Raw genomic sequence first — 13,760 nt, forward strand, 5'->3', positions numbered from 1 at the left:
CAAATTTTTTAGTGATTTTTTAATCAATAATGAATAAAGTCATCCGTCGCCATTTTGTTTTTACAATCCTATGTCCGCCCCCAATCTACTGCTGATTGATGGTCATTCCTTGGCCTTTCGTGCCTACTACGCTTTTAGCAAGGGGCGGGACGGGGGCTTGCGCACCTCTACGGGGATTCCTACCAGTGTGTGTTTTGGCTTCCTCAAGAGCCTCCTAGAGATTCTGGAGCAGCAGCAATCCGACCATGTAGCCATTGCCTTTGACTTGGGGGAGCCGACATTTCGCCACGCCGCCGATGAAAACTACAAAGCAGGTCGTGCCGAAACCCCGGAGGACTTTATTACCGATATTGCCAATTTGCAGGCTCTGCTGCGGGCCCTACGTTTGCCCCTATTGAGTCAGCCGGGCTATGAAGCGGATGATGTGATTGGTACGGTGGCTCACCGCTTGCGATCCCAAGGGTGGCAGGTCTCCATTGTCAGTGGCGATCGCGACCTCTTTCAATTGATTGATCGCAAGGGTCAAGTCCAGGTCTTGTATCTAGGGAATACCCTTGGCCAGCGCAAACAGGGTCTGGAGGCCTTTGATGCCCTCAAGGTTAGGGAAAAAATGGGGGTTTGGCCAGAGCAAATTGTGGACTATAAAGCCCTCTGTGGCGATGCCAGCGATCGCATTCCGGGTATTAAGGGCATTGGCCCAAAAACCGCTGTGCAATTGCTGAGTCAATACCCCACCCTGGAGGACATTTACGCCCACATCCATGAGATCATGCCCCTCAGCCTGAGAACCAAGCTGATCAATGGGGAGGCCGATGCCCGCCATTCCCGTACATTGGCCCAAATTGTCCACGATGTTCCCTTGGAACTCTCCCTAGAGGAACTGCATCTGACTCCCTTTGACTGGCCAATGCTGGATCACCTATTAGATCAGTTGGAGTTTCGCGCCCTGCGAATGCAACTTCAGGAGTGGCACCGACGCTTGGGGGGCATACTCCCCGATTTAGAGACTGACTCAGAGGAAACGTGGTTTTTTGCGCCCACGGATACCCCCCCTCCCTTGAATGTGCAACTCATTGAAACGCCAGAGCAACTGCAATGGCTGATTAGCCAGTTAGAAACCTGTACAGATGCAAATCATCCCGTGGCTTGGGACACGGAAACAACGGCCTTGAACCCCCGCGATGCTGCCTTGGTGGGCCTGGGTTGCTGTTGGGGAGCCGCTCCCGATCAGGTGGCCTATCTGCCCTTGGGGCACAAAGAGGGCCAGAACCTCCCCCTGCAAGACACTCTCACCGCTTTGCGACCGATTCTGGAGGGCGATCGCTACCCCAAAGTCTTGCAAAATGCCAAATTTGACCGCTTGGTGTTGCGCTTTCAGGGGATTCAATTACGGGGGGTAGTATTTGACACAATGCTGGCCAGCTATGTGATTAACCCCGAAGCCAGCCACAACCTTAAGGATCTGTGTCAACGCTATCTGCCCCTCCCAGCCCAAAGCTACCGCAGTCTTGTCGGCAAAGACCAAACCCTTGCGGACCTGTCACCAGCCACGGTGGCCCAATACTGTGGCCTCGATGTCCATACCACCTATCTTCTCAAGGAGAAACTAGAGGCAGACCTAACCCCCCGCTTGCGGCAACTGCTCCTAGAGGTGGAATTGCCCCTCGAACCCATTCTGGCGGAAATGGAAGCTACGGGCATTCGCATTGACAGTGACTATTTGCGGCAACTCTCCCAAGAACTGGAACAGCAACTGGCAGCCCTGCAACAACAGGCTTGGGATGCTGTGGGACAACCCTTTAACTTGGCCTCCCCCAAGCAACTGAGTGAACTGCTCTTTGGCACATTGGGGCTGGATACGAAAAAGACCCATAAAACGAAATTGGGCTATTCCACCGATGCCGCAACCCTTGAAAAACTCCGGGGAGATCATCCCGTGATTGACCTCATTTTGAGCCATCGCACCCTCGCCAAGCTCAAATCCACCTATGTTGACGTGTTGCCCACTCTGGTGCGTCCAGACACAGGCCGTGTTCATACTGAATTTAACCAAGCGGTGACGGCGACCGGTCGCCTCTCGTCCTCCAATCCCAATCTGCAAAATATCCCCATTCGCACCGAGTTTAGTCGGCAAATTCGGCGCGCCTTTATTCCAGAGCCGGGCTGGCTACTGGTGACAGCGGACTATTCCCAAATTGAGTTGCGCATCCTCGCTCATCTGAGTCAAGAGCCTGCCCTGGTGGCGGCCTACCAAGAGGGGGCGGATGTCCATCGCCTCACGGCGCAGTTTCTCTTAGAAAAAACCGATATTAGTTCCAGTGAGCGTCGCCTGGGCAAAATTATTAACTTTGGCGTCATTTACGGGATGGGCCCCCAGCGGTTTGCCCGCGAGGCCGGCGTGAGTGTTGCCGATGCTAAAGTGTTTATTCAGCGGTTTTACGATCGCTATCCACGGGTCTTTGACTATCTGCGGCACATGGAACGGCTTGCCCTCAGCCAAGGCTATGTGGAAACTATTTTGGGGCGGCGGCGCTACTTTGCATTTGAGAGTCGCGAATTACAATCCCTGCGGGGCAAGCCCGTGGAAGTCTTAGCCGATGTCGATCCCAGTAAGCTAAAGATGAGCAGTTATGAGCGGGGACTGTTGCGGGCGGCAGCCAATGCCCCGATTCAAGGTTCCAGTGCCGATATTATCAAGTGTGCAATGGTGAAGCTGGCACCCCTGTTGCCGCCAGAAAAGGCTCGCCTGCTGCTGCAAGTTCACGATGAATTGGTGTTGGAGATGCCCCCTGAGGCGTGGGAACACCTGCAAACCACGATTCCTGAAGTGATGAGTACGGCGGTGCCCCTGCGTGTGCCCCTGGCGGTGGATATTTACGCAGCAGCCAACTGGCTGGAGGCCAACTAGGTTTGTTGATGCGGCAGCAACACCCCCGGCAAGTGTCCTTTTGGCAAATTCTTCTCTGCCTTCTTGTGGGGGCGATCGCCTTCTGCTGGCCTGCTGATGCCCAAACAATTCGCCCTTACATTGACCGTGCCATGGATCAAATGAGTGAATTCTATCTTGACAATGGGATGCACTTCATTGTCATGGAGCAACACCAAGCCCCGATTGTGGCATTTCTCACCTATGTGGATGTGGGGGGCGTGGATGAACCCGCAGGCCAGACTGGTGTCGCCCACTATCTCGAGCACTTAGCCTTTAAGGGTACCCGCCGTATCGGCACAACGGATTATGCTGCCGAAAAAGAGAAACTTGCCCAACTAGATCGCCTCTTTGAGCAACTGCAAGCTGCAACCGATGAGCGGCAACGTCAGGCATTGATCACAGAATTTGCGGCGGTGCAGCAGGCGGCCGATCGCTATGTGATTCGCAATCAATATGGCCAAATTGTTCAACAAGCTGGGGGAGTAGGTCTCAATGCCACCACCTCCGCCGATGCCACCCGTTACTTTTACAGTTTTCCCGCCAACAAATTGGAACTGTGGATGTCCCTAGAGTCAGAACGCTTTTTGGAGCCCGTCTTTCGCGACTTCTATCAGGAAAAAGCAGTCATCCTTGAGGAGCGGCGACTACGCACAGAAAATTCCCCCACAGGGCAGCTTTTTGAGGCTTTTTTGGCCACGACCTTTCGGGAGCATCCCTACCGCCGACCCGTCATTGGCTACCGTGAGGACATTCAAAACCTGCGCCGCGCCGATGTGGAGCAGTTCTTTCGCCAGTATTACACCCCCGAGAAAATGACAATGGTACTGGTGGGAGACGTGGATCCTCAACACGTTAAGGAATTAGCAACGGTTTATTTTGGTCGCTACCCCAGGGGAACGGGCAAGACCACAACCATTCCCCCCGAACCACCGCAAACAGCCCCTCGCCAAATCACCCTCGAATTGGCAAGCCAGCCCCTCTACATCGAAGCCTATCCCTGCCCACCCCTGCGCGAACCTGCCTATCTGACCTATGAAATTCTGGCTCGCCTCCTCACTGGCGGTCGCACCTCCCGTCTCTACCGTTCCCTGGTGCTTGAGCAAAAACTTGCCCTCAATGTGCAGGCCTACGTGGGGTTTCCGGGTAATAAATACCCCAATCGCTTTCTCATCTATGGGGCGCCAGCTCCGGGGCAAACAACGGCTGCCCTTGCCGCAGGCATTGCCCAGGAACTCAAGGCACTGCAAACTACCCCCGTGACCGCACCAGAATTGGATCGGGTGAAAACCCAACTGCGAATGGAGCTGCTGCAAAACCTGATGTCCAATGAGGGCATGGCCAAACTCTTGGCGGAGTATGCCGTAAAGGGGGGTGGCTGGCAACAACTCTTTGCTCGCCTAGAGGCGATTAATGACATTACCCCTGCCGATATTCAGCGGCTGGCTCAATCCCTGAAACCTGAGCAGCGAACTGTGGCGCAGATTCAAACCCGTCCATGAAATCCCTTTGGCAGGAATGGCTGGGGGCGATCGCCTTCTACACCTGTTTGCCCATCTCCCCTAGCTGGCCAATTCAATTGGCAGGGGCAGCCAAGTGGTGTCCTTGGGTGGGGACTGTGCTGGGGGGAATACTCTGGGGAGTGCAGTGGCTGCTGGATTTTTTGCAGGTTCCCTCCCCTGTGGCGAGTGTGGTGCTGGTAGCCCTTTGGTTGGCACTGACGGGCGGATTGCACTTGGATGGTGCGATGGACACTGCCGATGGTTTAGCTGTCAGGGATCAACAACGGCGTCTTGAGGTGATGGCAGATAGTCGAGCAGGGGCTTTTGGCGTCATGGCCGCAATTGTGATCCTGCTTTTAAAAGTCACAAGCTTAAGCAGTCTGGCAAAGGGCAGCGTCTTGGTTTGGGTATTGGTGGTGGGGCGCCTGGCTCAGGTGTGGGCGATCGCCCGCTATCCCTATTTGAAGCCCCAGGGCACGGGTCAGATCCATAAAACCAGTGGTGTCTTTCCCCGCGATTTTTGGCCGAGTGGTTTACTTGTGCTCTTCCTCAGCTTCCTGCTGCCGCTTCCCCTTGGGCAATTGCTTTTTGGTCTGCTTTTAATTCTCTTGATCCCTGCATGGTTTCAGTGGCAGTTGGGGGGTCACACGGGGGATACCTACGGTGCAGTTGTGGAGTGGACAGAAGCCTTGATGCTGGTTGCCTTTACAGTGGGATCAGCCAGTTGATCGGGTAGTGCCACAGCCACGGTGATGATGCCCAAAACTTTGTATCCTGCATTGCGTAAGACGGTGGCGGCGCTGCCTGCCGTCGTCCCCGTTGTATAGATGTCATCGCACAGCAATAGCCAGCGTTGTCGCTCCAGACCGTGTCCAAGGCAAAAGGCATTGGCCAAATTGGCCTGGCGTTCTTTGAGGGATAGCTGAAACAGGGCCTCCGTTGGCCGTTGGCGGATGAGCCCCGCCGCCGCTAGGGGGAGTTCTAGGGTACGGCAAAAGCCCTTGGCAATGAGCGCCGCTTGATTAAAGCCGCGGCTTTTCAATTTATCGCGATGGAGGGGAATGGGCACAATCTGCAAGGGTAGATGTTGAGCTACCTTGGCCTCAAACCAGCTTAGGGCCAACCATTGGCCAAAGAGGTAAGCCAGCTCCGGCTGGTTGTGGTATTTCATGGTGGCGATCGCTCGCTTGAGGTCTTGCTGATAGTATCCCCAGGGAAAAAGGGGCAGACTGCCCCGCCAGTAGCGTTGCCGTTGGCGCACTTCCCATGACCTCAGGCGCCGTGCACAATCCCTACAAATCGTTTGGGAACTTGCCCGACCACAACAGCAACAGCGCTGCTGCACCAAAAAGGAGGTCAGCGATCGCCACACCAGCGCACCCCCTATGGGCTAACAGTAAGCACTAATATCCTCATGGCACTCATTCGCCAAGTAGCAAAGGGCGCGGTAGCGCAGCACCATCAGTTCTTCATAGAGGGGATTCAGGTGGCACAGCGGCGGAATGTGAATGTGCCATTTGGCAACCACAATATCACGTTCAAAGGGACACTGGGCCGGGATCAAGCGGCACAGACGATGGGCAAGCTGGCGATCGCGCACTTCCAGATGCTCTAGCCACTGCCGTACCGGCCACAGGAGCGTGCGGAGCAGACGTTGCCCCAACGTAAAAATCATCATCAACTCAACACCTCAACTCAATCATTGAAGTTAGCAGCAAAAAATTCCCTTCCCCACCGTTTAAGAAGGCAATGGCAATCACTTAAAACAATGTCTAAACGATGTCTTAAGAAGGGCAAATTTATCACTGCCTCTGATGGCAAAAAAGTCGTTCTGATCCACTTTGGATCATCCTTAGCAAGGCGCGATACCCTAGAGAAATCTCAATGAAAATCGCATCACAATAGACAATCTCCTTGTTTCAGAGAGATTTAGTAGTAGTGGATACATGGTTGAATTGAATGATGATCCTGTATCCATCCTTATTTTAGTGACTTCTGTTGAAGTTGACGATGAGGTTTTCCGAAAAGTTGCCCTTACAGCCACTGAAGTCCGCGGCGGCAACTGCAGATTCAGAAATTATAGCCTTGGAATTCAACAGATGAGGGGGCATCCTCGCAACCGTAGGTGAATGCTCATAAAAGCCTAGTAGCACAGGTCCCCCTTTCTAAGCTAATCTGCAATTAGAGTCTGGCATTGGGGAGCACTGGTATGTTTAAGAACATATTGATTCCAACAGATCTCCATGATGGCCTCCCCAAACTCACCCACTACCTTGAGGCCCTGCAAACCGCAGGTGCCCGCAAATTGATCTTTTTCCATGCCCGCCCCATAAACGAGGATGGGGATAAGCCGCGGCTGCGGGAGGAAAAGCTGCAACAGGCGCGTGAGTTACTCAAAATTGACCCCACCAATGTCCCAGCCGATCTTAAAGCAGAGGTGATCATTGAAAACCGCCGCCCTGCTGATGCCATTCTGGACACCGCTGAAAAACATCAAATTGACTTGGTACTGGCTAGCCGTCCCGTCCGCAATCTATTGGATGAGAAACTCTTCGGCAGTACAACCATTGAGGTACTGCAACGGATTAAAGTCCCGGTCATGATTATGCGCCCGCACCTGTTGTGGGTCATGACCACCGCAGAACTAAATCTCCGCTGTCAAAATCTCTTTCGTCATCTCCTTGTCCCCTACGACCACAGTCCCTCAGCTCAGCACCTCGTCCAAAAACTGCGGCAGGGTGTCCAACAGCCAGATCAAACGAGCATTACTTCCCTAACGTTTTGCTGGATTATCAGTGATGCGGGTCAAAGGGAGCTGGGGATTGCTGAGGAGCGCCCCAAGGCAGAAAAAATCCTGGCCCAGCTGAAGCAGGAATTCACGGGCTATGGCCTGAGCGTTGAAACAGAGATTCGCTTTGGCAGTCCCGTTGTGGAAGCCCAGTTGGCAGCTTACGATCGCGACATCTATGGAATTGTGGTTTCCTCTAGTTCCGTTGGTAAAATTTGGGAATTATCAATCCCCAGCTTTGCCGGGGAAATCATTCGCCGTTGCCACTTTCCTGTAATCTATTTTCCGCCCGCTGGTCGCTAATTGATTAAAGGATGGGGCAGCAAAACTACCCCAAGGAGTTTAATCGGGAGCCAAGACCTAGCTAATCGTCACTTCGCGGGGTTCCTCAGGAGCGGCGGCCTTTGCTGCTTTTTGCTCCATCATTTCTGAGCGCGCTTCGGCAACCAAGTCCTGGAAAGACTCACTGGCTTCGGCGATCGCCGTCTGGGCTTTCTCATAGGTTTCAAACGCCCACATCAAACCTGATTTTGCCGCATTACGAGCTTGCTCTGCCAAGTTGTGACCAGTCATTGAGTCAACAGCACCCACAACCGGCGCAACAGCAACAGCACCAACCCCAAGGGCAAGCACGGCGAGTGGTTCTAAACCAAGTAACAGGGCTTCCAACTCCATTCTGCGGCATCCTCCAAAGAAAAAGCAAGATGAGTACATCGCACCTATGATAGCAAAGGTGCAGGGAGGGCCATATCCCCACTCGCTTAATCGCTCCACCAAGAATCTTATGCAGGACTGAGCCAAAAGATTAGGAGAGCTTGAGGGCAGTACTGGGAACCTCATCCCAAGAGGCCACGGTACGCAAGCGAACTTGCCAACCGGCAGCTTTTTGTTCTGTTGTCAAGTTTTTCTCAAAGGACTGCACACACTCTCTCGCCTGTGCTTCATTACAACAGGCAATACAGGCATAAAGCAAGCCAGAAGGATCAATTTGCTCGCTCACCCAAATCGTGATCATCGCTCACTCCTTGGTGCACTTTGCCGATTTCACAGAACTATCTACAGCCTAGGCGAAACACAGCCAGACCGTCAGCCCTTCTTAACAGCACTTTAATAAAGCGGCCAATGCTGCCAGTAGTTGTTCAATGTGCCCAGGGGTGTGATCGGCTCTTAAGGTGATGCGCAGACGACTAAAAGGCACGGTCGGTGGCCGTACCGCCGCCACCCAACATCCAGCATCTTGTAATTTCTGACCCCATTGGAGGACGGTGGCTGGATCGGGAGCAGGCAGGCAAAAGATAGGGGTCGGTAAGGGACGGGGCAAAACCGGGCAGCCCAATGCTTGCAGTCCTTTTTCTAGTTGTTGAATGCGCTCCCCTAGGGCTTGGCGCAGGGAAGGATCTGTTTGTAGTTGCTCAAGGGCAGCAAGGGCAGCAGCAGCATCCGCCGGTGAGAGGCCAGTGCTATAGATCCATGTGCTGGCACGGTGTTGCAGATAGGTGATCAGGGCTTGGGAGCCGGCAATGTATCCCCCTAAACTGCCAAGGGCTTTGCTGAGGGTACCCATTTGAATGATGGTCGGGCTAGATTGCCCCAAGGCGGCTAAGGTACCAGCACCATTGGTTCCCAACACCCCTGTGCCGTGGGCATCGTCGACGAGCACCATTGCTATATAGGCCTCGGCTAGCCCTAGTATCTCCTCTAGGGGGGCGACATCCCCATCCATACTGAAGACACCATCGGTGAGGATTAGACAACGGCGGTATTGGGAGCGATGGGTCTCTAGGAGTTGAGCAAGGGCGGCAACATTGTTGTGGGGGTATTCATAGAACGTAGCGCGACTGAGGTGGGCGCCTTTTTTCAGACAGGCATGGTTGTAGGCATCCCCAAGCACCAAGTCCCGTTGATCCACAAGGGCAGCAATGGTGCCAAGATTGGCCGCAGTACCGGAACTGAAGACCAAGGCAGCTTCTGTACCCTTCCACTGGGCGATCGCCCGCTCGAGTTGGGCGTGGAGGTGACGCTGACCACTGAGAAGGCGCGAGCCTGTGGCTCCGGTTCCCCACTGTTGAATGGCTGCAATGGCGGCGACTTTCACCTGCGGGTGGTTGGCCAGACCTAGATAGTCATTGCTGCAAAAGTTAATCAATGGACGGGGCGGCTCTCCTACACTCACTACTGCTGCCGGTGCGCCACTGAGCAGGGGCTGGCGATACCAATGGGCACGGTGCAGCGTATTTAGGGCAGGTTCTAGCCAGTCAAAGGGATCGCTCATTTGAGAATATTTTGGGGCAGAGTTGACAAAGCCTAAAAATACGTGATCTAAACCAACTAAACCAATACGTGGCGGGGCGATTGCGGGGGACGAAGTTTATTGCCATTCTGCGGGTAGCGCCCATTCAATGGCTCAAGGTGCAGCCGATAACCGACATTGCGCACGGTTTGAATCAAACGTGGCTGTTGCGGATCCACTTCAATTTTCTTGCGCAAAGATAAAATATGCGTATCGACGGTGCGGGGGTTATCAATGCCCTCTGGCCAAGCCCGCCGCAGCAACTCCTGACGACTCAAAGGCGTGCCCCCCATTTGGGTGAGGACATAGAGCAAGCTAAATTCCTGCGGTGTTAAGTCCACTGGGACATTGCGTACTACCACTCGCCGCTGCACTAAATCAATTTGTAGCTCACCTAGGTTCAAGATGCTGGGTAAACAGGGGCGTGCTCGCCGTGCCAAGGCCTCGATGCGGGCAAGAAACTCCTGCATCCCAAAGGGCTTGGCCAAATAATCATCGGCGCCTGCCCGCAGCGCCGTCACCACATCCGCTTCATCTTCACGGGCGGACAGGACTAAAATCAAAACGGCGCCTTGATGGTGCAGCCAGCGGCATAATGCCAAGCCATTCCCCTCATTTAAGTCTAGATCGAGGACGACCAAATCGGGATGCCGCAGTTGAAACACCTCCTGTCCCTGTTGACAGCCACTGGCAAGATGAACAATGTGCCCCCCTTGTTGTAGGTGCCAGCCAAGGAGGGAACGCAGGTGGGGGTTGCTTTCAATAATTTCAATGTGCATCAACATGAGTACATCCCCACAACAAGATGTCGTTCTACATTTCTGGGAGATTTTGCCAGAAGGTGCAACAGGATGGCAGTATTTGAATGAATTGGATGCTAATCTAGCAAATCTAATACCTATCATTTCGTAACGAATAATACTTTAGGGTTTTTTCTTGTTCCCGCAATAGAAAATTCTTACCCCTTCTCTAGTGACAAAATTCTAGTGACAAAATGAAGTGGGGTTTCTAAACGTTTCTAAACAAGGGATATGGCTGTGCCCATTCTCAACCTCTTAGGGGCTGATGGTTCACGACAGCAAATTCAACTGGGGCGCGATCGCCTGATCATTGGTACTGACCCCCAAAGCCAAGTGATTCTTGTCGGCGAGGGGATTTCCCGCCACCATGCCTTGATTCTTCCCACTGAAACGGGCTACCAAGTGGCGGATCTCGGGAGCGCCAGCGGCACTTTTTTGAATGGCACAAAGCTGCGGCCGCGCACCCCTGTGGTTCTCAAGGCGGGCGATCGCCTCCGCATTGGGGACTTTGAAGCCATTTTCGATCCAGATGGCAGGGCAACAACGGAACTGCCAGGCACGGTCGTGATGGGGGCTGCTAGTACGCCAATTTTGCAGGTGGCAACGCCTCACTGGTTGCAGGAGTTTCCGCTGCTCAAGGAGGAACTGATTCTCGGTCGGGACCCAAAGGCAGACATTACCATTGACCATCCCTTTGTGTCCTTTCACCATGCCAAGCTGGTGCGATCGGGGGATCACTACAAAATCATTGACTTGGGCAGCAAGAATGGCCTTCACTGGCGCGGCACAACGATGAGCGAACATACCTTGGCACCGGGAGATGTCATTCATGTGGGGGAATCGCTGCGCCTCACATATCTGTTGATGCCTGCCACGGAGGTTGTTGAGCAAACTCGACCCCTCCCACTGCGCGATCGCCAGCAGGTTCGCATTGGCCGCGATCCCAGCAATGATATGGTGCTGGATCATCCCGTCGTCTCACGGTTTCACGCTCGCCTTTATCTCCAAGAGGGACAGTGGTACATCGTCGATCTCAACTCCGCCAATGGCACCTTTGTCAACAACCGACGCCTTGAACCCCGCAAACCTGTAGTCTTGCCAACGGGTGCGCTGGTGCGCATTGGTCCCTATAGTTCTGTTTTTACCCCCGACGAAACCATTGTTCCCCACAATGACAGTGGTAACCTGCGTCTCGACGCCATCCACCTCAGTAAAACCACCCCTAAGGGGGCGAAGCTCCTTCAAGATATTTCTCTTTCAATTTTGCCCCGCGAGTTTGTGGCAATTGTTGGTGGCAGTGGTGCTGGTAAATCAACGCTGCTCGATGCCCTCAATGGTTTTCGTCCTGCCACGAAGGGCATGGTACTGGTCAACGGCCATGATCTGTACCGCTACTTTGGAACATACCGCACCCAGATTGGCTATGTGCCTCAGGATGACATTATCCACCGGGAGTTAACTGTGGCTCAAGCCCTAGATTATGCAGCACGACTGCGCCTACCCGCTGATTTTAGCGATCAAGAGCGACAGGAACAGGTGAACCGGGTTCTGGCGGAGTTGGAGTTGACAGCGCAGCGGCATGTCCTTGTTAAGCAACTGAGTGGTGGTCAGCGCAAGCGGGTGTCGATTGGTGTGGAATTGCTCACCCGCCCCAGTTTGTTTTTCTTGGATGAGGCAACTTCTGGCTTAGATCCGGGCACGGAAACCCAAATGATGCGGCTGTTGCGGCAGTTGGCGGATCAGGGGCGAACGATTTTACTCATTACCCATGCCACTAAGAATGTGATGCTCTGCGATTTGGTGGTGTTTTTGGCGCGGGGCGGCTACCTTGCCTATTTTGGTCCACCGGATCAAGCCCTCAGCTATTTTGATGTTCAAGATTTTGATGAAATTTACCTCAAGATTGAGAGCGAAGCTAATCCGGCCCTATGGCAGCAACGCTATCGCCAGTCTCATCTGTATCAAACCTATGTGGTGGAGCGACAGCGTCCCCTCAATGTGGATACAGGGGCAACGCGACAGGTCCAGCCCCAACATCAAAAAGCAACGATTCCCCGAGTGGCACCATGGCGGCAGTGGTGGATTCTCATCCGGCGAAACTTGGCCATTTTGCGACAGGATCGGGCGGCCCTCATTCTCATGCTCTCTTTGGCGCCGATTTTGGGAGCCTTGGATTTTGTCCTCTGGAAGCCAATGATTCTTGATCCAGATCAAGGGGATGCGGGGCAGGCATTTACGATGGCCTTTGTTACTGTGCTCATTGCCGTGATGGTGGGCAGCCTAGCCACGATGCGCGAAATTGTTAAGGAACTGGAGATCTATCGCCGTGAGCGGATGGTGGGGTTGGGGCTGTGGCCCTATATTTTTTCAAAGCTGGGCCCAGCAGTGGTCCTGGCACTATACCAAGCAGCCATTTTCTTGGGGATGAAGTTTTTGGCGATCAATCTTAGCCTCGGTATTGGGGCGATCGCTGGCCTTTACTTGACACTGTTTCTGGTGACCTTTGGTGGCATGGTAATGGGGTTACTGGTTTCTGCCCTCTCCCCCACTCAGACGGTTGCTCCTCTACTCACGATTCTCTTTTTGGTGCCGCAGATTACCTTTGCCGGTGCCATTATTCCCCTCAAGGATCTAGGGCCAGTGGGCAATTGGATCAGCGATGTCACCTTGACCCGCTGGGGCTATGCCAATGTGGTTTCCCTCTTGGGCTTTGGTCAGGATGTGGCTCAAGATCCCTGCTGGCAGCAACCGAAGTCGGTACGGGAGAAGCGAAGTCCTGAAGCTTTGGCTCAGTGTCCCTGCTTTGGCGAGAACCTCTTCCGGCGTTGCCACTTTCCAGGGGTGCGCAAGGAGTACCACCCCGCTGTGGATGAACCAGAACCCCCCCAACCTGCGGAACCAGGTGATCCACCGGCACTGCCCAAGTCCGTCTTAGAGTTGAATCAGGCCTATCGCGATCGCGTCGAGGAGTACAATCAGCGGGTCAAAGCCTATCAGAGGGCCATGGATCGCTGGCAAGACCAATTTGCCCTCTGGAAAGAGCAGCGGGGGCGGGCGATCGCCAGCGGTGAAGCCCTCATTGATCGCTTTTGGAGTCTTCAGGGGCAGACCTTCAACGCCAATGTTACTGCCAATCACCTGCGCTTAGGGGGCATTATTGCCCTGATGCTGGGACTAGTGGGGGTCTTTCAAAAGCGTAAGGATGTGCTTTAGTCTCGAACAGTAGGGTTACCGTTTCAGCGGCGGATCAGTTCCGAAGCCAGCACCCATGGGCTAGCCACCAGCGCCCTTTGAGCCATTTCTCCAACACTGAGCATCCCTGCGGCAAGGCAAAGCTCATACCAAGGGCACAGCCAACCACAGATGCCCCAGCAGGGCACAAAAAAATAGCACTGACCAGACAACCCGCTGACTGTGCTAAACAGTTTGGCCACCTTCTGGTTCCTCATCTGCT

At 53.8% G+C, this 13,760-nt stretch carries 12 protein-coding genes; 5 read left to right on the forward strand and 7 right to left on the reverse strand.

What is annotated here, in order from left to right; translation table 11 throughout:
* Positions 1-70: 70 nt before the first annotated feature.
* The 3 genes from polA to cobS are packed head-to-tail and all read left to right on the forward strand — an operon-like array spanning position 71 to position 5,156.
* Positions 71-2,908, forward strand: a complete 2,838-nt coding sequence (gene polA, locus NK55_RS03150) for a DNA polymerase I (protein WP_024124371.1) — start codon at positions 71-73, stop codon at positions 2,906-2,908.
* Positions 2,909-2,916: 8 nt separating this feature from the next.
* A complete protein-coding gene (locus NK55_RS03155) occupies positions 2,917-4,428 on the forward strand; it encodes a pitrilysin family protein (protein WP_024124372.1) in 1,512 nt (503 codons plus the stop codon).
* Positions 4,425-5,156 (forward strand): adenosylcobinamide-GDP ribazoletransferase, encoded by a 732-nt coding sequence (cobS, locus tag NK55_RS03160; protein WP_024124373.1) that lies wholly within the window; start codon positions 4,425-4,427, stop codon positions 5,154-5,156. The genes NK55_RS03155 and cobS overlap by 4 nt, the downstream gene beginning before the upstream one ends.
* Here the strand turns inward: cobS and NK55_RS03165 are convergent.
* Both NK55_RS03165 and NK55_RS03170 read right to left on the reverse strand, forming a co-directional pair.
* Positions 5,087-5,800 carry a ComF family protein gene (locus NK55_RS03165; protein WP_024124374.1) on the reverse strand — a complete coding sequence of 238 codons (714 nt, stop codon included), beginning with the start codon at positions 5,798-5,800 and terminating at the stop codon, positions 5,087-5,089. The two genes, cobS and NK55_RS03165, sit on opposite strands and share 70 nt — an antisense overlap.
* Before the next feature lie 18 nt (positions 5,801-5,818).
* Positions 5,819-6,106: a Mo-dependent nitrogenase C-terminal domain-containing protein gene (locus NK55_RS03170; protein ID WP_024124375.1), complete on the reverse strand. Its 288-nt coding sequence runs from the start codon at positions 6,104-6,106 to the stop codon at positions 5,819-5,821.
* A gap of 531 nt (positions 6,107-6,637) precedes the next feature.
* Between NK55_RS03170 and NK55_RS03175 the strand changes: the two genes are divergently transcribed.
* Positions 6,638-7,519, forward strand: coding sequence for a universal stress protein (locus tag NK55_RS03175; RefSeq protein ID WP_024124376.1), 882 nt, complete (start codon positions 6,638-6,640; stop codon positions 7,517-7,519).
* A 57-nt stretch (positions 7,520-7,576) separates the two neighbouring features.
* Here the strand turns inward: NK55_RS03175 and NK55_RS03180 are convergent, their stop codons facing one another.
* From NK55_RS03180 to NK55_RS03195, 4 genes are all read right to left on the reverse strand, one after another.
* Entirely contained in the window at positions 7,577-7,891 is a 315-nt protein-coding gene (locus NK55_RS03180) for a DUF5132 domain-containing protein (protein WP_024124377.1), read from the reverse strand.
* Positions 7,892-8,021: 130 nt separating this feature from the next.
* Complete coding sequence (locus tag NK55_RS03185) at positions 8,022-8,228, reverse strand: hypothetical protein (protein ID WP_041429482.1); 207 nt, start codon at positions 8,226-8,228, stop codon at positions 8,022-8,024.
* Between the two features lie 84 nt (positions 8,229-8,312).
* On the reverse strand, positions 8,313-9,488 hold the full coding sequence (gene bioF, locus NK55_RS03190; protein ID WP_024124379.1) for an 8-amino-7-oxononanoate synthase: 1,176 nt from the start codon (positions 9,486-9,488) through the stop codon (positions 8,313-8,315).
* Between the two features lie 56 nt (positions 9,489-9,544).
* Positions 9,545-10,291 (reverse strand): response regulator transcription factor, encoded by a 747-nt coding sequence (locus NK55_RS03195; protein ID WP_024124380.1) that lies wholly within the window; start codon positions 10,289-10,291, stop codon positions 9,545-9,547.
* 246 nt (positions 10,292-10,537) lie between these two features.
* Between NK55_RS03195 and NK55_RS03200 the strand changes: the two genes are divergently transcribed.
* Entirely contained in the window at positions 10,538-13,519 is a 2,982-nt protein-coding gene (locus NK55_RS03200; protein ID WP_024124381.1) for an ABC transporter ATP-binding protein/permease, read from the forward strand.
* Between the two features lie 23 nt (positions 13,520-13,542).
* Here NK55_RS03200 and NK55_RS13070 read toward each other — a convergent pair whose 3' ends face one another.
* Positions 13,543-13,740 carry a hypothetical protein gene (locus tag NK55_RS13070; protein ID WP_157869645.1) on the reverse strand — a complete coding sequence of 66 codons (198 nt, stop codon included), beginning with the start codon at positions 13,738-13,740 and terminating at the stop codon, positions 13,543-13,545.
* Positions 13,741-13,760: the final 20 nt, after the last annotated feature.

It is taken from the genome of Thermosynechococcus sp. NK55a (assembly GCF_000505665.1).
GTDB lineage: Bacteria > Cyanobacteriota > Cyanobacteriia > Thermosynechococcales > Thermosynechococcaceae > Thermosynechococcus.